This window comes from Actinomyces bovis (assembly GCF_900444995.1).
Classification (GTDB): Bacteria; Actinomycetota; Actinomycetes; order Actinomycetales; family Actinomycetaceae; genus Actinomyces; species Actinomyces bovis.
Genome location: NZ_UAPQ01000001.1, coordinates 534452 through 554257, shown reverse-complemented (window position 1 = coordinate 554257; position 19806 = coordinate 534452). Strand labels below are relative to the sequence as shown.

At 63.5% G+C, this 19806-nt stretch carries 19 protein-coding genes; 10 read left to right on the top strand and 9 right to left on the bottom strand.

From position 1 onward, the window contains the following. The first annotated feature begins 33 nt into the window (after nucleotides 1-33). Nucleotides 34-999, top strand: coding sequence for an ABC transporter substrate-binding protein (locus DR039_RS02375; RefSeq protein ID WP_111835776.1), 966 nt, complete (start codon nucleotides 34-36; stop codon nucleotides 997-999). Between the two features lie 266 nt (nucleotides 1000-1265). Then, nucleotides 1266-2408: a zinc-binding dehydrogenase gene (locus DR039_RS02370; protein ID WP_111835775.1), complete on the top strand. Its 1143-nt coding sequence runs from the start codon at nucleotides 1266-1268 to the stop codon at nucleotides 2406-2408. Between the two features lie 90 nt (nucleotides 2409-2498). Here the strand turns inward: DR039_RS02370 and iolE are convergent, their stop codons facing one another. The 4 genes from iolE to DR039_RS02350 all read right to left on the bottom strand — a co-directional run bounded on the left by iolE (nucleotide 2499) and on the right by DR039_RS02350 (nucleotide 4987). Continuing rightward, on the bottom strand, nucleotides 2499-3425 hold the full coding sequence (iolE, locus tag DR039_RS02365; RefSeq protein WP_111835774.1) for a myo-inosose-2 dehydratase: 927 nt from the start codon (nucleotides 3423-3425) through the stop codon (nucleotides 2499-2501). A 235-nt stretch (nucleotides 3426-3660) separates the two neighbouring features. Next, nucleotides 3661-3939 (bottom strand): hypothetical protein, encoded by a 279-nt coding sequence (locus tag DR039_RS02360; RefSeq protein ID WP_111835773.1) that lies wholly within the window; start codon nucleotides 3937-3939, stop codon nucleotides 3661-3663. 440 nt (nucleotides 3940-4379) lie between these two features. Further along, nucleotides 4380-4763, bottom strand: a complete 384-nt coding sequence (locus DR039_RS02355; protein WP_111835772.1) for a MarR family transcriptional regulator — start codon at nucleotides 4761-4763, stop codon at nucleotides 4380-4382. A 17-nt stretch (nucleotides 4764-4780) separates the two neighbouring features. Further along, the gene (locus DR039_RS02350) at nucleotides 4781-4987 is read right to left on the bottom strand and encodes a type II toxin-antitoxin system HicA family toxin (protein ID WP_111835771.1); all 207 of its coding nucleotides are present in this window, start codon (nucleotides 4985-4987) and stop codon (nucleotides 4781-4783) included. Between the two features lie 322 nt (nucleotides 4988-5309). Between DR039_RS02350 and guaA the strand changes: the two genes are divergently transcribed. From guaA to DR039_RS02335, 3 genes are all read left to right on the top strand, one after another. Beyond that, on the top strand, nucleotides 5310-6908 hold the full coding sequence (gene guaA / locus DR039_RS02345) for a glutamine-hydrolyzing GMP synthase (RefSeq protein ID WP_111836015.1): 1599 nt from the start codon (nucleotides 5310-5312) through the stop codon (nucleotides 6906-6908). A gap of 30 nt (nucleotides 6909-6938) precedes the next feature. After that, nucleotides 6939-8093 (top strand): DUF2974 domain-containing protein, encoded by a 1155-nt coding sequence (locus DR039_RS02340; RefSeq protein ID WP_170166907.1) that lies wholly within the window; start codon nucleotides 6939-6941, stop codon nucleotides 8091-8093. 219 nt (nucleotides 8094-8312) lie between these two features. Then, on the top strand, nucleotides 8313-9563 hold the full coding sequence (locus tag DR039_RS02335; RefSeq protein ID WP_111836014.1) for an ATP-binding protein: 1251 nt from the start codon (nucleotides 8313-8315) through the stop codon (nucleotides 9561-9563). Nucleotides 9564-9683: 120 nt separating this feature from the next. Here DR039_RS02335 and DR039_RS02330 read toward each other — a convergent pair whose 3' ends face one another. Genes DR039_RS02330 through DR039_RS02320 form a run of 3 tightly spaced genes read right to left on the bottom strand, consistent with a single transcriptional unit; the run spans nucleotide 9684 to nucleotide 12975 of the window. After that, on the bottom strand, nucleotides 9684-10868 hold the full coding sequence (locus DR039_RS02330; protein WP_111835769.1) for an ABC transporter permease: 1185 nt from the start codon (nucleotides 10866-10868) through the stop codon (nucleotides 9684-9686). Beyond that, nucleotides 10855-12000 (bottom strand): ABC transporter permease, encoded by a 1146-nt coding sequence (locus tag DR039_RS02325; RefSeq protein WP_111835768.1) that lies wholly within the window; start codon nucleotides 11998-12000, stop codon nucleotides 10855-10857. The genes DR039_RS02330 and DR039_RS02325 overlap by 14 nt, the downstream gene beginning before the upstream one ends. Before the next feature lie 3 nt (nucleotides 12001-12003). Continuing rightward, nucleotides 12004-12975 (bottom strand): ABC transporter ATP-binding protein, encoded by a 972-nt coding sequence (locus tag DR039_RS02320; RefSeq protein WP_111835767.1) that lies wholly within the window; start codon nucleotides 12973-12975, stop codon nucleotides 12004-12006. 142 nt (nucleotides 12976-13117) lie between these two features. On the opposite strand from DR039_RS02320, the gene DR039_RS02315 reads away from it, so the two are divergent. From DR039_RS02315 to DR039_RS02295, 5 genes are all read left to right on the top strand, one after another. Next, complete coding sequence (locus tag DR039_RS02315; RefSeq protein ID WP_111836013.1) at nucleotides 13118-14251, top strand: sensor histidine kinase; 1134 nt, start codon at nucleotides 13118-13120, stop codon at nucleotides 14249-14251. Continuing rightward, entirely contained in the window at nucleotides 14248-14931 is a 684-nt protein-coding gene (locus DR039_RS02310; RefSeq protein WP_111835766.1) for a response regulator transcription factor, read from the top strand. The genes DR039_RS02315 and DR039_RS02310 overlap by 4 nt, the downstream gene beginning before the upstream one ends. Nucleotides 14932-15024: 93 nt before the next feature. Beyond that, nucleotides 15025-15591, top strand: a complete 567-nt coding sequence (locus DR039_RS02305; protein ID WP_229116739.1) for a methylated-DNA--[protein]-cysteine S-methyltransferase — start codon at nucleotides 15025-15027, stop codon at nucleotides 15589-15591. Between the two features lie 68 nt (nucleotides 15592-15659). Continuing rightward, the gene (locus DR039_RS02300) at nucleotides 15660-16250 is read left to right on the top strand and encodes an isochorismatase family cysteine hydrolase (RefSeq protein ID WP_111835764.1); all 591 of its coding nucleotides are present in this window, start codon (nucleotides 15660-15662) and stop codon (nucleotides 16248-16250) included. 76 nt (nucleotides 16251-16326) lie between these two features. After that, nucleotides 16327-16911 (top strand): DJ-1 family glyoxalase III, encoded by a 585-nt coding sequence (locus tag DR039_RS02295; protein WP_111835763.1) that lies wholly within the window; start codon nucleotides 16327-16329, stop codon nucleotides 16909-16911. 128 nt (nucleotides 16912-17039) lie between these two features. Here the strand turns inward: DR039_RS02295 and DR039_RS02290 are convergent, their stop codons facing one another. Next, nucleotides 17040-17471, bottom strand: coding sequence for a hypothetical protein (locus tag DR039_RS02290; RefSeq protein WP_111835762.1), 432 nt, complete (start codon nucleotides 17469-17471; stop codon nucleotides 17040-17042). Between the two features lie 47 nt (nucleotides 17472-17518). After that, nucleotides 17519-19732, bottom strand: coding sequence for a PspC domain-containing protein (locus DR039_RS02285; protein WP_111835761.1), 2214 nt, complete (start codon nucleotides 19730-19732; stop codon nucleotides 17519-17521). Between the last annotated feature and the right edge of the window lie 74 nt (nucleotides 19733-19806).

Sequence of the window (19806 nt, the reverse complement as noted above, 5' to 3'; positions counted from 1 at the left end):
GCTGAGGCCCCTCACCACACCAAGGAGAGAACAATGAAGTTCAAGAAGGCGCTGGGAGTCGCGGCGGTGCTCGCGATCTCCACTACTGGCCTGGCCGCCTGTGGCGGCGGTGCTGGCGGCTCTGACAGCAAGACCATCGCCGTCGTGGCCAAGGGCTATGCCAGCCCATTCTGGGCGGCGGTGCGCTCTGGAGCCGAGCAGGCCGGAAAGGACCTGGGCTACACCGTCACCTTCAACGGTCCGGACACTGAGACGGATGTGCCCCGCCAGAACGACCAGCTCAACCAGGCTCTGGTGAAGAAGCCTGCGGCTTTAGTCTTTGCTGCCCTGGACTCTGACGCGCAGGGGACAGTGCTTAAGCAGTTCCAGGACGCCTCCGTGCCGGTGGTGGCTTTCGACTCTGGCGTGCCAGGCTCGGATATTCCTAAGACCACTGTGGCCACGGACAATAAGGCCGCTGCGGCAGAGGGTGCCAAGCATATGGCTGACCTGATCGGCAAGAAGGGCAAGGTTGCGATCGTCTGCCACTCGCAGACCTCCGTGACCGGTCAGGACCGGGAGAAGGGCTTCAAGGAGTGGGTGAAGCAGAACGCCCCAGAGGTTGAGGTCGTAGACACCCAGTACAACAACTCTGACCAGGCGGTAGCCCAGCAGCAGTCCTCCGCGATCCTCCAGGCCCACCCAGACCTGGTAGGTATCTTCGCCACTGACGACGACGGTGCAGTGGCTGCCGCCCAGGCCACGGAGACCGCTGGCATGACCAACACCGTGAAGATCGTCGGCTTTGACTCCGGCAAGCCGCAGATGGACCTGATCAACAAGGGCACGATCACCGGATCGGTTACGCAGAACCCCTACCAGATGGGCTACGAGGCCGTTAAGGCAGCGACCAAGGTGGTTAAGGGTGAGACGCTCGACAAGTTCATCGACTCCGGTTACTACTGGTACGACAAGAACAACATGAGCGACGAGAACATCAAGAAGGCCGTCTACGAGTGACAGGCGCTTGAACTCCACTTGCTGATGCCGCGGCCCTGAGCTGCGGACTAGCTAGCAACGGTTGCCCCTGCTCCGGATTGTTCCGGGGGAGGGGCAACCGGCGTTTAGGGGCATGCTGGTGGGGGTGCGGTTGCCGCGCGCTTCTGAGATTTCAGTGCTGCCTAGCGAAAATCCAGGCTATATGTCCTAACAAATATGGAGGTGGTGGCGTTAAAATTGCTTGACCGTGCGGGTGCAAAGGGGCCCCGCCAGAAAGGTGCACGCCAATGACCCAGGAAGCTGTTCAGATCCCGCCCACAATGCGCGCCGCCGTCCTGCGTGACCCCTCTCGGGGTCTGGAGGTGGAGACTCTGCGCACCCCCAAACCACGCTTCGGGGAAGTGCTCATAAAGGTAGCCGCCTGCGGCCTGTGCCACTCTGACCTGCACGTAATCGGCGGAGCCATTGCCTTCCCGCTGCCTGCCGTGCTTGGCCATGAGGTCACCGGCACCGTCGTGGAGCTAGGAGCTGGCAACGAGCACTCTGGCCTGAAGGTGGGCCAGCATGTGGCCGGCGGATTCCTTATGCCCTGCGGCCAGTGCCCCGCCTGCGCTGCCGGGCAAGATGAACTCTGCGGGCCATTCTTTGACCTGAACCGCCTCAAAGGCGTCCTTTACGACGGTGAAACTCGTCTAGCCACCCCTGACGGTGAACTGGTCTATATGTACTCCATGGGCGGTCTGGCCGAGTACGCCGTCGTGCCCGCCACTTCCCTGGCGCCGGTACCTGACTCCGTAGACCTAGTCCCCGCAGCCATCCTCGGCTGCGCCGCCATGACCGGTTTTGGTGCGGTGCGACGCGGCGCCGACCTGCGCTACGGGGAGAGTGTGGCCGTGGTTGCCGTCGGTGGGGTGGGCACCAATATCGTCCAGATCGCCCGCGTCTTTGGGGCCAGCCAGGTAATCGCCATCGACGTCGACGATGAGAAACTCGCCCCCATGGCAGGCTACGGGGCCACCGCCACCATCAACTCCGCCACCCAAGACGCCCGTGCGGAGGTGCTCAAGCTTACCGGCGGCCGCGGCGTCGACGTCGCCTTTGAAGCGCTGGGCATCCCCGCCACCTGGACCACCGCTCTGGACGTCCTGGCCGACGGCGGCCGCATGGTTCCCATCGGGTTGGGGGCGGGCGTGCAAACCGCCGGGGTGGAGATCAACCGCACTGTGCGCCGTTCCCAGAAGGTCCTTGGCTCCTATGGGGCCCGCACCCGCCAAGACCTGCCCGCAGTGGTGGACCTGGCTGCCCGCGGGGTCATCAACTACCGCGACGTCGTCTCTCGCCGCTACCGGCTAGAAGAGGCTGGTCAGGGCTACCAGGCACTGCGGGACCGGCAGATTCAGGGCCGTGCCGTGGTGGATCTGAGTTTGTGAGCAGCTGACCGAAAGCATCGGCGCCCACCACCTAGAGAGAAGAGGTGGTGGGCGCCGAACTGTGCCGCTAGGGCACTAAGGGAGGGGAGTTCAGGCGGTGAAGAGCTGGGACTCGATGTACTCCCGGGCCTTGACCGCGTACTCGTGCGGGTTTGCTACGGCTGGGTCCTGCTCAGCCTCCACCAAAATCCACTTGTCGTAGCCGTGCTCCACCAGGAATTTGTACGGCTGCGTGAAGTCAATGCAACCATCGCCAGGAACCGTGAACATGCCGTTCATGAAGGAGTCCAGGAAGGAGCGCTCAGCCGCCTGGGACTCCGCCATCTTTTCTGGGCGCACGTCCTTGAAATGCACGTGCTTCACCCGATCAATCGTGGCTTCCAGCAAGCCCATGACGTCGCCGTCGCCCACATAGGCGTGGCCAGTGTCAAAGAGCAGGCCCACCTTGGCGGGGTCGGTGAGCTCCATCAGGCGGATGGTTTCCGCCTTGGTCTGCACCACCGTGCCCAGGTGATGGTGATATACGAGCTCTAGGCCGTGCTCTAGTGCAATCTCCCCCAGGCGGTTTAGTCCCTCCGCCAGCACCGGCCACTCCTCTTCCTTCAGGACCGGCTTGTTGGTGAAGATGCAGACGTCACGCTTTCCTTGCATGGAACCGGTTTGCTCTGAGACGACTACGCGCGTGGCCCCCAGGAACTGCAGGTACTCACAGGTGGCCGTGAACTCCGGGATCACCGCCTCGACGCCGTCGCGCACAATGAAGGAGGAGAACCACTGCGCCACGATCTTGATGCCACGTGCTTCCGCCCGCTCCTTGACCACCTCGCGGGCCGGGAAGAATCCGGCGCATTCGGTGCCGCGGTAGCCGACGTCGGCTAGGTCCAGCAGCATGTCTTCAAGCGTGTTGTAGGCACCGACCTCTGGGATGTCGTCGTTGCGCCAAGTGATCGGGTGCATGCCCCAGGTGATGCCGTGGGGGTCGGTGATGGCGGTTGCCGGGTCCAGCCGGAAGGTCATGACAGTCTCCTAGGGTGGGTGGGGCCCGGTCCATCCCGAGCCTCTTTGCTCGTCCAGGAGAGTTTAATTGTCAGGACTAATATGGTCTAGCGTTTGAGAGGACAAATGTGGGGTGGGCTGCCGGGAGTGTTGCTGGGTGTGTTTGGTTTCGCTGGCTGGTGAGTGCGGCTGGCCAATGAGCCCGGTGGTTTGGCTGGGGCTGGCGCCGAGAGTGGGCGCTGTCTCAATTCTGGGTCTAGTCCAGGTCAAAGAGCTGGATCGCGCGGCTGCCCCCAAAGAACAGGGCGCCCAACAGGCCGGCGGTGCCTGCAAAAGTGAGGGCGGAGGTGGTGGTCAGCAGACCTGCTGCCGTCACTGCCAGGGAAATAGCGCTGATCGCCAGTACTGTCAGGAGTAGCTGCCGGATTGCGCCTGCGGGCAGTTCGGTGGCGGGGTTGAAGGCGTCGCGCTCAGAGAAGTCGATGGAGTCGAACACCGACTGGGCGGTAACCAGGGGGGTGTTGGTGGTGGTCATCTGTGCTTGCTCCTGCGCTCGCGGCAAGAGCGGCGGGCCGCGTCCTGCACGGCTCCGTACCAGGACGTCTGACGTCCTGCTTTGACGTGTCAAACCTTAGGAATGGTTGTGCCTTCCTGTCCAGTTCGGGGCCTGTGAACTACCTCCTGAGACGGCGCTCACTTGCGCGGTGACTTTTTGTCGAGAACGCCTGTTTGTGCTGAGAACGCCCGTTTGCGTCGAGAACGCCTGCACTGCGGGCGTTTTGGTCACGATTGGGCGTTTTGGGTGCGAAGGGGTGAACTAGGCTGAAGTGGTTTGCGCGCAGGCCACCCCCGGCTCCGTGCTCGTCGTCGACTTTGGGGCATTCGGGCAGGTTTGTTTCTGACTCGACCTGTTTGCCTATGCGGGCAGGCTATTGCCTCGCCGGTGTTTGTCGGCGAGACAAGCCCCGCTTGTGTTTAGGCTGGCTTGGCTAACTGGCTTACTCGTTGAGGTGAGATCTTAAGAGCGCGGCTAATCTCGCGCTGGCTCATACCTCCGGTACGCAGAATAGCGATCGCACGGCGTCGCTGTGCACCGGCGGCCTCAAGAGCTTCTCTTGCACGCAACTCGTCTTTCTCGGCTGCGGCGAGCATGATCATCGCTTCCTTGGGGAGGTGAACGTTTACTTTGACGGCGACATCGGCCTCATCAATATCAAGGAATGCAGATACAAGAGACCTGGCCACCTCGTCTGCCTCGTCAAGGCGACGTACTTGTCCGGCGATCCCTAAACTCTCAATGGTGAGCACCCACCAGCGGTCCTCGTGGGTGGCCTCTACTTCGTAGGTCTTTTCAGTCATCTCTCGTCTCTCCTCTCCTATTGCCAGTTGTCTGGAATTGCGGGCAGTTGCTTTGCTACCTGACGCAGGACGCCTGCAGAAACCTCGCGATGATGCGCGATTGTCACATTGGCAGGTCCGCCAGGTGGGCCCCATACTTCGTGGTCACCTTTAGCTGTACGTAGTAGGACCCAACCTTGTGCGCGCAGTACCTTCACCACATCTCGGTACTTCTGGGCCTTCATGGCAGCGAGTCTAGGGGGCCCTAGACGTGGAAGCAAGTGGATTGGGGGTGAGGCGCTAGTTCAATGCGGTGACGCTGATATATGTAATGTGATCTGAAATGTCTAATTGAATGGTCATGCATAAAGTGTCCAGCATATGGGGGAGATCATAATGCTCTTGTCGAGAACGCCTGTTTGTGCTGAGAACGCCCATCTGTGCCGAGAACGCCTGCACTGCGGGCGTTTTGGTCACGAGCGGGCGTTTTGGGTGCGAAGGGGTGAACTAGGCTGAAGTGGGGTGCGCGCCGGGGAGCCTGTCTGCGCCGCCCGCTATCCTGGGCTGGTGACAAGCCCAGACACGCCCACCGCCCCCGCGCAGGCCACTCCCGGCCCCGTGCTCGTCGTCGACTTTGGGGCCCAGTACGCCCAACTGATCGCCCGCCGAGTGCGCGAAGCCTCCGTCTACTCGGAGATCGTCCCGCACACCATGCCGGTTGCGCAGATGCTCGCTAAGCAGCCTGCCGCCATCATCCTGTCCGGTGGCCCCTCCTCCGTATACGAGAACGGCGCCCCCAGCATCGACCCCGCTGTTTTCAACGCCGGTGTGCCCGTGCTGGGCATCTGCTACGGCTTCCAAACCATGGCGCAGGCGCTGGGTGGACAGGTGGGGCAGACCGGCACCCGCGAGTACGGACACACGGAGGCCGCCGTCAATGACGACTCCTGCCTGTTCGCAGGCACCCCTGTGGAGCAGGCCGTATGGATGAGCCATGGCGACGCCGTCCAGGCCGCCCCCGCAGGCTTCACCGTCACCGCCTCCACCTCCCAGACTCCGGTGGCCGCCTTTGAGGACCGGGGCCGCCGCCTCTTCGGCCTGCAATGGCACCCCGAAGTGCTCCACTCTCAACACGGTCAGGCCGCCCTAGAGAACTTCCTGCACGTAGGTGCAGGCATTCCCGCCACCTGGACGCCCGGCAACATTATCGAGGAGCAAGTAGAGGCGATCCGCGCACAGGTTGGCGACGCCCACGTCATCTGCGGTCTGTCCGGCGGCGTCGATTCTTCCGTGGCCGCTGCGCTCGTCCACCGGGCCATTGGCGACCAGCTCACCTGCATCTTTGTGGACCACGGGCTCCTGCGCGCCGGCGAACGCGAGCAGGTCGAACAGGACTACGCCAAGGGCATGGGCATCCGCGTCATCACCGTAGACGAGTCTGAGCGCTTCCTCACCGCCCTGGCTGGAGTCACCGAGCCGGAAACCAAGCGCAAAATTATTGGCCGCGAGTTCATCCGCTCCTTCGAGGCGGCCCAGCGTCAAGTCATCAAGCTGGTCGGCGCTGCGGGCGGCGAGATTAAGTTCTTGGTGCAAGGCACGCTCTACCCCGACGTCGTAGAGTCCGGCGGTGGAGAAGGTGCAGCCAATATCAAGAGCCACCACAATGTGGGCGGCCTGCCCGAGGACCTCAACTTCTCTCTGGTGGAGCCTTTGCGTGCGCTCTTCAAGGACGAGGTCCGGGCCATTGGCCGTGAACTGGGTGTGCCGGAGAAGATTGTGGCCCGCCAGCCCTTCCCCGGCCCAGGCCTCGGTATCCGCGTGATTGGTGAAGTCACCCGCGAGAACCTAGAGGTGCTGCGCGCCGCCGATCTAATCGCCCGTGAGGAACTCACCGCCGCTGGCCTGGACGAGGAGATCTGGCAGTGTCCCGTAGTGCTGCTGGCCGGTGTGCGCTCCGTGGGAGTGCAGGGAGACGGGCGCACTTACGGGCACCCCATCGTGCTGCGGCCGGTGAGTTCTGAGGACGCTATGACGGCTGACTGGACCCGCCTGCCCTATGACGTGCTGGCCCGCATCTCCACACGCATCACCAACTCGGTGCCTGAGGTAAACCGCGTCGTGCTCGACTGCACTAGCAAGCCGCCGGGCACCATCGAGTGGGAGTGAATGGGCTGCAACACAGCAGGAGGAGGCCTCATGGCGCAGGAGTCGACGCCGCCTGAACAGCGCCCCGGCACCCTACTCAGCTACGTGCGCCGTCGCCTGGAAACCTTCTCCCAGCGCGGCCTCTGCCCCGTGGACAGCCTGGTCCTGTCCTGCCTGGCCTACACTCAGGTGCCGCCAGAGGCCGAGCTGGCCGGACTGCGTCTTCGCGACTGGGAGGGCGTGCCGCTGCGCGAGCTCTACCGCGCCGAGTACTTCCAGCAGTACTACGCCGGACTGCTAATCGAGCCCTATGGCTTGCGCCTGCTCGCTGCCGCAGCTGCCAGCCCCCGCTTCCGCGACCTACTGGTCCGCGGCTACCGCGAGCACACAGACCATCAGGCGCAAGAGCAATTCGCTGCCGTCACTTTCCAGGTGGAGCCCGGGTTGCACTTCGTGGCCTACCGTGGCACCGACGCCTCCCTGGTGGGTTGGAAGGAGTCCTTCAACCTGTCCTTCTGCTGCCCCGTGCCCGCCCAATCTGACGCCGCCGCTTACCTGGAAGAAGTAGCTCAGCAAGTGGATGGGGAGCTGGTAGTCGGCGGCCACTCCAAGGGCGGGAACCTGGCTGTCTACGCCGCCGCCTGCGCCCCAGGGGCGATCCAAGAGCGGATCAAGCAGGTCTTCTCCCACGACGGGCCCGGTTTTCTGCCCGAGTTTCTAGAGACCGATGCTTACGCGCGGGTGGCCGAGAAGACCAGCAAAACCGTTCCGCAGGCCTCCGTCGTGGGCCTGCTCCTGGAAGACCGAGAACGCCATCAGGTGGTGCGTTCTAAAAATGCCCTCATCTGGCAGCACGACCCCTTCTCCTGGGTGGTGGAGGGCTGTGACTTCGCTTATCTGGACTCGCTAGCCCCCTCGGCTCGCCTGGTGAGCTCCACAGTGAGTGCCTGGCTGCGCAGCCGAAGCGCTGAGGAGCGCGAGCGCTTCATTAACACTCTCTACGCCGTCCTTGAAACGGCCGGGGCGCAAAGCACCCAGGACCTGCGCGAGGGGAGCTGGCGCAACGCCCCCGCCGTCGCCCGAGCCTTCGCTGGCCTGGACCCTGAGACTCGCAGCTTCACCTTGCAGACCCTGGCGGCGCTGCTACCACTGGGCATTAAGGCAGTGCCGGGACTGGGGAAGTCGGCGACTGGCTCTCCGGCGTAACTGCCACCGGCTGGGTCACCTAGCTTGACCGCCCCTGGCATTCAACCGCGTGGTTGTGTCCATTGGGCGACGACGTGGGCGCTACGCGGTGCTGCTTACGTCCAAACCACGCAACGGAACCGGTCCAAACCACGCAACGGAACCGGTCCAAACCACGCAATGAGGTAGACTCTTCGTTGAAATTGCAGGGACCATCAATGGAGGTCTTCCGTGAGCTATATGCCTAGAGTTGTGGACGCGCTGTTGGCGGACACGCTCTCCAGTAGTGGTGCAGTGCATGTCAAAGGGCCGAAGTGGTGCGGTAAGACGGCCTCAGCGCTGCAGCAAGCCGGAAGCGTCGTCTACCTGCAGGACCCGGATCGCTCAGCTTCTTATCTGGCTTTGGCTGATGCGAAGCCCTCTGCCCTGCTCGATGGACCGGTGCCCCGTCTAATAGACGAGTGTCAGATGGCTCCACAACTATGGGATGCAGTCCGTTATGCGGTAGATCGTCGGGGAAACATGGGGCAGTTCATCCTGACGGGCTCATCAACGCCTACGGTCCAAGGGCAGCACTCCGGTGTGGGGCGGATTGCTCCCATAGTCATGAGGACCATGAGCCTGTCAGAGTCCGAGGAATCTACTAAAGAGGTTTCCTTGAACAGGCTCTTTGATGGAGACCTCAACATTGCGGGTCTAGCAAACCTGGATGTTGAAGACCTAGCACGGATCACCTGCCGAGGTGGCTGGCCGGCGGCGGTCACCGCTGCTAGCCAGGCGCAGGCGGGCAAACAGGTCCGCAATTATGTGGAAGGCCTGATCGACTCAGACGTCTCCCGCATGGATGGGGTGTCCAGAAATGCAACCAAGATGCGCGCACTTTTGCGAGCTTATGCCCGCCACGTTTCCTCAATGGCCTCACAGGCGACCATTGCGGCCGATCTTGCCGTCAACGACTCCGGTATGGCCATCAACACTGTGAGTGACTACCTTGACGCGCTTAGCCGCGCCTACGTAATTGATGAGCTACCAGCCTGGAACCCCGCGCTGCGTTCTAAAACTGCCATCCGCACCACCCCCACTCGGCACTTCACCGACCCTTCCATAGGTGCTGCGGTGATGCGCTGGACGGCTGACAGCCTCCTTCAGGACTTCGAGACCTTCGGGCTGCAGTTTGAATCGCTCTGCCTGCGCGACCTACGAGTCTATGCGGAGGCGCTTGACGGGGCCGTTTACCACTACCGGGACAAGACCGGCTTAGAAGCGGATGCCGTAATAGTCCTGGCCGATGGTCGGTGGGCGCCTATGGAGGTCAAACTCGGCGAGCGCCAGGTTGATCAGGCTGCCACGAACCTGTTGCGCTTGCGCGACCGTGTGGACGACGGTCGCATGGGAAAGCCAGCATTCCTCGCCGTTCTAACAGGGGGGACAGCGGCGTACCGCCGAGACGACGGCGTGCTGGTTATCCCCCTTGCCTGTCTGACCGCCTGAATTCTAAGTCGCTATGAAAATAGCCAGGAACTAGCACCTGCGGGTTAGCGAAGCCGGGGAGGTGCTCCATTGCTAGAGAGCCTCCCCGGCATTCGGACTAAGGTGCCAACTCCGTCGTCCTCACAGAGACGCGCGCGCTCGGGTCCGCCCCACCATCAGGGCCACACAGCCAAGCGCCACCGCGAAGAGCGCACACAGCCCACAGTTAACCAACAGGGGCCGCAGGGTAGCCGCGTCCAGTGACAGCGACTCATAGGCGCCCTGGATCGCCGCCGTCGACCAGTAGGCAGGGGTGAACTTAGAGACGGCCACCACCCCGGCGGGCAGGAGGCTAGTGGGCACCCACGCCCCGCCCAGGAAGGAGAACACCATGCCACCGATATTGGCGATGGCATCGGTCCAGTTCTGACTTACTCCTATCCGTCCCATCAGGAAACCTAGCGCCACACCTACCAGCGTGTAGGCCCCCAGTGACAGTCCCACAATGCCCAGCAGTGGCCCCACTTTGGACAATAACGGCAGCCCAAAGACCACCAGCCCCAGCCCATAGATCCACAGCCAGCCCACCACGCCAATCACTAGGCAGGCACCCAGCAACCCCAGCGCCCGCGAACGGGAGGCCTCCGGCGAAGCCAAAGTGCGCGAGCGCACCGCACGTTGATTCAAGGAGGCCATCAGTGTTGCAATGATGACGGAGGTGAAGGCCAATAGGGGATAGGTAGACATCTTCGCGTAGATGACCAGCCCCTCAGGGATCGCACCCGACTGGTTCTTAATGAGTTGCGCCGTAGCCGTCTCTTGAATGTTGCGGTCTGCAGCCGCCACGGCCTGCTCCGGCGTCATAACGCCTGCTGCCAGATAGCCATAGACCTGGTTCAAGTAAATATTAGTGCGCTGATCCATCAGTTGCCCGTCCCCGGAACTTGCGGCAATTGCCGCCTGCAGCTCCGGCAGGGCAGCGCCTGTGGCAGCAGCTTGAGTCAGGCTCTGGCCATAGTTGGCGGACACCACCAGAATGTACTCAGCCCGCTCCTGAGCTATGGCGTCCTGCATAGACGGGCGGTCTTCAGCTACCTGCACTGGCTCACCGGTGGACTCCAGGTAGTGGCGCAGCCCTTGAGAGATGACCGAACCGTCATGGTCAATCACGGCCACCTGGGCATGCTCTTCACTGAGCGTTCCGGAATCCTTAGTGCCCATCGCCAAACCGGTCCACAGGCCGATCTGACTCAGCAGTAACAGGTAAATCAATACATAGAGCCAGTGTCCTGCCACAATCCGCAGCGAGGTCCTAAAGGTGGTCATGACTCATCCTCCTCATGCGCAGCAGGGCAATTGCCAGGAACAGGGCTGACATGCCTATCAGGGCGGCACAATTCCGCAGGAAGGGCCCCAGGGAGTCGTAGTAGAGCAAGCTGTAGAAACCATGCGTGGACTGCCACAGAGGGTTTAGCCAGGACAACACCGGCACGTTGTTCTCAACCGCGTCAGCCAGCCTCTGCGCCCCCGTCCCATACAGGCCCGTGAACAGAGAAAGCAAAGTGACGATGCCGGATACCGCTCCGGCCGGGAAACGAGGCACAGTGCCCAAAGCGGCCCCAGCAGCGCAGGCCATAAGCCCGCTGACCAGGATCACCGCTGGGGCCAAGTAGGCGCGTGGCCCAAAGCTGACCTGGGCCACCTGCTGCATGAACAAGAAAGCGATCCCCATGGAAGCCGTAATGCTGAGCCAGGCCGCCCCCAACACCCCGCCCAGCACTTGCCAGCGGGGAATGCCCGCCATGACGCGCCGCGCCCCCAACTGTCCAGAAGACGCCATCACCTCGCTGACCTTGGTGACAGACAACAGCATGCCCGTTCCGGCGGTAAAAGCCAGCAGGGAGAAGTAGTAGCGAGTAGTCGAACCTACGCCGTCTGGAGTGACCTGCAGTTCGGAAGTAAAGACCCGTTGCTCCGCCAGAGCTGCCAGCTGCTCCGGGCTGGCGCCAGCCGCTAGGAGTTCACGTTGCTGGGCCATAGTCTGCTGGTAGGCGTCAATGGTGCGACGCAGCACCACCGAAGTGATGGAGTTGTTGCCCTTGACAGTCAGGTGAAGGGCTGGCTTGCCGTCCTCCACAGCCAGATAGCCGATCGTCTGTTCGGCTCTGGCGGCTGCCTCCGCCTCTGAGGCTGTCGGGTAAGTGGTCACCTTGGCGTAGTGGTGGTTGCTGTTCGCGTCAGCCAGGCCATCGACCAGCTGCTCTAGGCCGGGGGCGCTCTGGTAGGCAGCGTCCTGCACCACCCCAAGGGGAACGGCCTTGATGTTTATAGCCTCTTCGATCCCGGCAAACATGTTCATGAAGATCACGGTCAAGATCAGCGGGAAAGCCAGAGTCCATACCAACAGGTCTTTTGCCCGCACTAGGCGACGCAGCTCATTAATAAATACGGAGCCCATGGCTCACACCTCATCCCGCAGGTCACGTCCGGTGATTTCCAGGAAGACCTCATTGAGGGTCGGCGGCTCGGAAGTGATGCGCCCCGGGGCCACGTCGGCAGCAGCTAGGACACCTAGCACGTCAGCTAGGTTGTGGGCCCCCGCATGGCACTCCACACGCAGCTCACTGTCTTCAAGCTCTACGGCGCGCACATTGCTCAGGGCCCGCAGCTGGTCTACGACGTCGTCGCCTGACGCCTGCCCAACCACTTCAATACGGATGCGCTCACCGGTGCCGATCATGGCCTTGAGTTCGTCCGGGGTGCCGGTGGCCACCTCTTTGCCGCGGTCCATGATGACCACTCGATCGCAAAGCTCCTCCACTTCCTCCATGTAATGGCTGGTGTAGATGATGGTGACGCCCTGCCGGTTGAGTCGCTTGATGCCTTCCAGAATGGAGGAGCGCGACTGTGGGTCCACGGCCACGGTCGGCTCATCCAGGATGATCAACTCCGGCTCATGGGCGATGCCGCAGGCAATATTCAGACGACGCAGCAGGCCACCGGAGAGTTTCTTGGGGCGGAACTTGGTGAACTTTTCTAAGCCCACAAAGGCAATGGCTTTATCCACCAGTTCACGGCGCCGCGCGCGGTCAGTGACGTAGAGAGCACAGAAAGCCTCCACATTCTCGCGCACCGTCAACTCTTCAAAGACCGCAACCTCCTGGGGCACGATTCCAATGCGGCGCTTGAGTTCGTAGGCGGTGGCGGTCATTGGCTTGCCGAAAACCCGCACCTCGCCTTTGTCATAGCTCAGCAGTTGGAGAATGCAGTTGATCGTGGTGGTCTTACCCGAGCCATTAGGGCCCAGCAAGCCCAGCACTTCACCTTTGCTGATGCGCAGGTTTAGGCCGTCTACGGCCACCAACTCACCGTAGCGCTTTACCAGTGAGTCAACGACGACGGCCTGGCGCGCCTCGGTCGCTTCCGGTGTCATGGCGTCTCCCTTCTGATGCCTGGGCCTCAATGCTCTCCGGGTCTGACCAGCGGCAGAAGTGCCCGCAGTCATGAACTCCAGGCAGGCCCCATGACAGAAGTCATTGCTGCGGCAGCTGACCGGCCTAGCGGATAATCGGCGTGTGAAGGCTCTGGTGGACAAGGCAGTAGTGCTGGCAGTGTGCCTGGTTCTGCTGCTGGTGGGCCTAGGAACTCACAGTGCCAACGCCGTCACCGCCACCAGCTTGGCCTGGCTGCTTGGCGCTGTGGCGCTGTCTGGCCTGTGCGGCGCATTAGACCGGCCTCGCCCGCTGATCGCGCTACCTGCGACCTATCTGCTGGCCGCCTGCTTAAGCCCTTTCTCCCTGGCCGGACTACCGCTAATCGCTTATGACCTGGGGCGAGGCCTGTTAACCACATCTGTACGCCACCGCGCCCTGGCCTTGGTGGCAGCCCTGCCCTTAGCGCTGCGCATCCTGGGGTTTTGGGGTGGAGGCGGGGGTGTGACCGCGAGTAGCGTGCTGCCCGTAGTCGTCGCCGTGATGGCGGGGATGCTGGCCGCCAGCACCGCCCGCCAGGAGCAGGCCCAGATAGAGCGCCACAGACTGCACGATGACCTCAGCGCCAAAGTCCGCGCCCTGGATACCTCCCGGGCTCGACTGCAGGAAGCTCAAGACTTGGAGACCCGCGCCGCCGCCCTGGCTGAACGCACACGCATCGCCCGGGAGATTCACGACGGCGTCGGCCATCAACTCACTCGCCTGCTGTTCCAGGTGCGGGCCCTGCAAGTCATACACCGGGACGAAGCCAAGGTGCTAACAGACCTGGCAGCGGTGGACGCCACCGTGGGCGAGACCCTGGACTCTATGCGCCGCAGCGTCCATCAATTGGCCGATGAGGGCGAGGAACTAGCCACCGCTCTAGGCATGCTTGGTGCACGCTCCGGCCTCGCACAGGTCAGCGTGGACTGTGCCATTGCCCAGCCACCCGCCGAGGTCTCTCGCTGCCTGGTGGCTGTGGCCCGTGAAGCCCTGACCAATGCCGCCAGGCACGGACAGGCCCGCAGCGCGCGCGTCACGGTGGTGGACTTCCCAGCTTTTTGGCGGCTGACGGTGGACAACGACGGCCTGGTACCGCAAGAAGCGGAGTTGGCTGGCGGTGAGGGCCTCGGTTTGCGTTCGATGCGCGAGCGGGCGGAGGCTCTGGGAGGATCATTGCGTTTTAACACCGGGTCCCGCTTCAAGGTCCTGGTAACCATCCCGAAGGAGCACAGATGAAGGTGCTGGTGGTGGACGACGATGCCCTGGTCGCCCAGTCCCTAGCCACGATCCTGTCCGTGGAGCCAGATATTGAGGTGGTGGGCACCGGAAGCAGCGGCCCCGAAGCTGTGGAACTCTACGGCCAGCTACACCCCGACGTGCTGTTGCTGGATATTCAGATGCCCGGCGGGGACGGGCTGGCTGCTGCCGAGCAGGTACTTAGGGCGCAGCCAGAGGCCCGCGTGGTCTTCCTAACTACCTTTTCCGACGACGAATACATCGTGCGGGCCCTGCGCATGGGGGCCCGCGGCTACCTGATTAAGCAAGACATCGCCCAGATAGCTCCAGCCCTGCGTGGCGTTATGGCTGGCGTCAGTGTGCTGGAAGGGCAGGTGCTGGAGCGGGGCGTGCTGCCACGCGGTAGCCATGGTGCCACGGGGAAAGCCAGTGACGGAGAGGCAGAAGCGGCCAGTGAGGCCAGCCGGGCCCAGCGGCGTCGGCAAGTCTTTGGGACGCTTACTGACCGCGAGTTTGAGGTGGTGGAGGCCGTGGCCGAGGGTCTGGACAACGCGGAGGTGGCATCCCGCCTGTGCATGAGTGAGGGCACGGTGCGCAACCACATCAGTGCCATGCTGGCCAAACTCGGCCTACGCAACCGCACCCAGTTGGCCGTCAGGTACTACCGAGGCGAGTCTTGAAGTGGCTGGTCTGCTAGATCCCGGCGGATTAAAGACTAAATCGACGCAGGAAAGGGGCTGCTTGACATGTTGAGCCCGATGCCGGGCCGGAGCGTGATCACCCTGCTCCAGGCCTACGAATCACCACTTGGCCCTATGACACTGGCTGCTGCAGTGGAGGAGAAGGGTGGATTGCCTGGTGAGGCGCAGCTGGCCGACGGCGTGCTGGTAGGCACCTGGTTTGACGGGCAGCGCCACGATCGGGCCGGAATCGGTGGTGACGCGCTCACCGTTTCCGCTGCTGACCTGCCAGAACCCCCGGTGCTAGCCTCCGCCCGCGCCTGGCTGGACCGCTATTTCAGCGGCGCTGAGCCGGGCGAACCGCCTGCGCTCGCGGCCCAAGGCACGGCTTTCCAGAAGCAAGTCTGGAGCCTGCTGCGCCAGATTCCGCGTGGGCAAACCTGCACTTACGGCCAGCTATCCGAGGCGGTAGCTGCTGCCACGGGCAGAGCCTGCTCGGCCCGGGCCGTCGGCGGGGCGGTGGGGCGCAATCCCTTGAGCGTCTTTGTGCCCTGCCACCGAGTGCTCGGCGCCGGCGGGAGCCTCACCGGCTACGCGGGCGGCACCGAACGCAAAACCGCCTTGCTGCGCCTGGAAGGCTGGCACCCAACTGCTTGCTGAAGGGGACTGCGCCGCGTAGCCTGAACCCATCAGGTGTCATGACACCACCCCTGTGAGGAAGGACCACCATGGCGCTCCCCAAACCCCAGCCCACCCCCTGGCAAAACAGCACCGAACTGGACCTCGAACGGGCCGCGCTCATCGTCGTCGACGTGCTAGGCGGCTGCAACGGTGTACCAGAGAACTTGCAGGAGATGGCCGACAACTCGGTCCGCTTAGCCAAAGCGGCGCGCTCCGCCGGCGTGCCAGTTATTTTCACTGACGACAACCACATCCCTGACACAGACCTGGAGTTCACCCTCTGGGGCGCCCACTCCGTGCGCGGCACCGAGGACTCCAAACCGCTGGACGCCTTCGCCGTCACCGACGCCGACTACGTGATCCCCAAGCGCCGCTACTCCGCCTTCTTCTCCACTGACCTAGACATCACCCTGCGTGAACTGGGCCGAGACACACTGATCGTCGTCGGCGCAGACACCAATATTTGCGTGCTGCACACCCTGGCCAGCGCCTACTACCTGGGCTACCGCACCATCGTGCCTGCAGACGCCACCGCCACCTTCCTGGTAGGCACCCAGGAGGATGGCCTGGCCTACTTCTCCCGCGTATTTGACACCCGCGTAGTCACCACCGACGACGTCGTCACCGCGCTCAGCTGAACTCCAGCTGCGCTGGCGGGTGCGGGTATGGTGCCAGCAGACGCCGTCGCCGGGCGGCCTAGCCTAAGGAGGAACCGTGCCCACTCCCGACCAGCTTGCCACCAGCCAGACCGTCGCCTTGATGATCGCCCCCGGGCTGGAAGAGGTGGAGGCTCTGGCTGTCATGGACGTGCTCTACCGCGGCGGTGTGCGCGTGGATCTGCTCTCCATCACCGACTCCCTAGAAGTCACCAGCTCCCACAAACTCACTTTCCGCTGTGACGCCCTGGCGGCGGACACTGACCTGAGCACCTACACCCTGGTGATGCTGCCCGGTGGCCTGCCTGGCACCTCCAATCTCCAGGCCTGCGAGCAGGTCACCACAGAAGTCACCCGCCGGGTGCAGGCCGGAGAGCTAGTCGCGGCGATCTGCGCGGCGCCGTCGATCCTGGCGGAGTTGGGGCTGCTGCGTGGCCGCCAAGCCACCGCCAACCCGGGCTTCATGCCGGCCCTGGAAGCAGGCGGCGCCGCCATTAGCCAGGCGCCGGTGGTGGTTGACGGCGCGGTGCTCACCAGCCGTGGCATGGGCACCGCCATCGAGCTGGGTTTGGAGATCCTGCGCCAGCTTCGCGGTGAGGAGGCCGTGCACCAGGTACAGGCGGGCATCGTCTACCAGGCTTAAGTGCGGGGCTAACCAAAACGCCCATTTCCGACGACGTCGCCCGTTCTTGCCGAAAACGCCTGCACTACGGGCGTTTTCAGCAAGAACGGGCGAATTGGTGATGAAAGGGGACTAGCGAGGCGCTGGAACTAGGCGGCCTCGTCCTTGCGGCGGGGCAGTAGAGCTAGCACTAGCAGGAGCACCCCCAGGCCACCGATCACGCCGATCGAGATCTTGGTCAAGTCCAGGGGCATCCCCACACCGATGGCGATTAGCAGCACGCCGAGCACTGCCAGGAATACCCCCCAAGTCACGGTCCCAGAGCGCATTGTGGTCGACACGGGCACCGGGGCGAGCTGGGTAGGCCGGTTGGCGGACCAGACGCCGTCGCTGACGGAGGCCGCCGGTGAAGCCTTAGGGTTCTTTTCATCTACGGTGGTGGGGTCCGCGAAAGCGCTGAAGGGGCTGGGCGGATCGGCGGTGGTAGCGCTTTTGTCTGGTGTCTGGGGGAGTGGGCTGGTGGACAGGCTGGAGGTGTCCTCCGGAGTGAGGGCGGAGGGGCTGGCTGGGGTGGTGTTCATGGTTAGGTTCCTGTCTGCATGTGGTCTTCAGGTGCTTCGTTGTTAGTTCAGCCCGCGGCGGGGCTGGGAGTAGGGCTAGGTGATTCGACGGCGGGGCTAGGGGTAGCGCTAGCACTGGGAGCCGCGCTAGGAGTGGCGTCGGGCTGAGCCTGGTTGGCAGCTTTGAGGGTTTCAGCCACGCACTGCTTGTAGACCTCGTACTGGTTGCTCTGCAGGAAGAAAGTGTTGTCATTCAAACCTAGAACGGGCTTGTCCACACCGACGCCGTCACGTGAGTCTGTTAGTGCCTGGTCAATGCACTTCTGGGACTGCTGGGCTTTGATAGCGGGATGCTTGGTGCCAGGCACGGGCAGACTCTCGCTGGTTTCCCCTAGATCGTTGTACCAGCGCTGCACCACCCAGGTGCCGTCTTCCAGCACCTGTCCCTGCCAGGTGGTAGTGGCCGGGGTGGTTTCGGTGACCCTAAGCTCACCGATTCCGACCTCTACCTTGAGGTTTAGGCGCGGGCTAGGTGCTGGTGAGCTGAGCAAGACGTCGTCAATGACGCCGTTGGCCTCATAGAAATAGGTGCTGCTCGGTGAACCATCCGAGTTATGGAAGGTGGACACGCTTGCACCAGCCCATCCCTCCGAAGCGCTGATCGGAGTACCGTTTGCGCGCCATTGGGAACTGGTGGAGGCCTGCAGGTTACCAATGCCGACAGAGCCCTCCACCTGCATGGCACGGCCCGCCGGGACCATCACCTCGACCTTGCCAACGCCTAGCTCCAGAGTAAGACTGCTGGGAGCGGCGTCGGCAGGCATGTCGGAGAGGTCAACCAGCACTCGGCCCACTCCAAGCTCGTGGGAGGAGCCGTTCCTGGTGGCAATATCTGCCCAGGTGATGGTGCGGGTATCAGATACTTTGCCGCCATCAAGCGCTCGCAGAGCGCTAATTGGGGCGGTTCCGCCAAACACTAGCGCCGGAATCAAAGCAAAGAGGCTGAGCCCGCCCAGGGCGCTGAGCCAGCCGCCGTGCCGCCCCCTAAAGCCACTGAAGGCGATCCCCAGGCCGAGGATGACGGCCAAGGCACCAAGGCCCACCAGCGGTAGCGCGACTCTGGTGCCGCCCACGTGTGCGGCCCAGCTGCAGCCAGCGATCACCAGCAGCCCCAAGCCCAGCGCGAGCAGACTGACGGTGCGTCCAGGACCCAGCACTCGCGGGCGCGGCGGGCGGACAGGGCGTGGCGGGTGAACAGGGCGTGGCGGCACGCTCCGCTGGCTAGGGCGCTGGTAGGGCGACGCCGGGGCTGGGCTGGCCGGTCCGGCGTAGGGTGCGGCCGCGTAGGCAGCAGTGGGGTAACTGGGTGCAGCAGCACCGCCCAGGGGGACAGCCGGAGCGCTGGGCATGGGGGCCATCGGCTCGGTGGCACCGCGCCTAGCGCCAGTAGCAGCGTCAGCTTCGGGGGTGCCCGCAGCCTCGGACATGGGGGCAGCCGGAGCGCCAGTGGGCGGCGGGTAGCTGCCAGGCATGCCAGGCGCACCAGCCGGAGGAACAGGGCTGCCCGTAGCAGCACTGCCGGGCATAGGGGCGTTGGGGGTCTGCCCCGGCCTGGCGCCGTTGGGGGTGCGGGGGCGGCTCAGCCAAGCCACCAGCACCCAGATGCCAAGCCCCAACAGGAATACAGGCACCAGTCCGAAGAAGAACCACGGTCCCGTGCCATTCAGGTACCAATTCGGGAAGAAACCTTTGTCTGTGGAGAAGCCACCTATGAATGTCCCGGCGCAGGCTCCGGCAAAGCCAGCGCTCACATCACCCTGCAGAGCAGCCTCCAAGTGGATGCGGCCGTCCTCCTCCTCGGGCAGCAGCCCCCAGGCCAGGGAGTACAGGAGCAGGCCCAGGCCCAGGAACAAGGTACCTACAACTACCAGCACCCGTACCAGCACGGGGTCTAGGTCAAAGCGCCGCGCCAGACCGGAGCAGACACCACCGACCCAGCGCTCGCGGCCCCGGAACAGGCCGGTGCGGCGGATCGAGTCAAAGAAGGACCCCAGCGGCGCGCTGCTTGGCGGGTAGGGGCTGCCCGGTGCAGTGGGCCCGCCCGGCGCATAAGCCCCATTCAGAGGCTGCTGGCCGCCGGGGTAGGCGCCGCCGTCGTTCCTGGGCGACTGCGCCCAGTTCTCAGGCTGCGAATAGTCAGGCGCAGGACTAGCGGCGGCCTGACCCGGAGCCTGCGGCTCATCCGGGCCGGGAACTGGCTGGGAAGGGAAGTTGTTGTCCATGCCTCAATGCTCCGGGGAGGGCACTCCTCGCTGCCATCAGGGGACACCCCGAGCCGTCCCTGAACCCCTCTGGC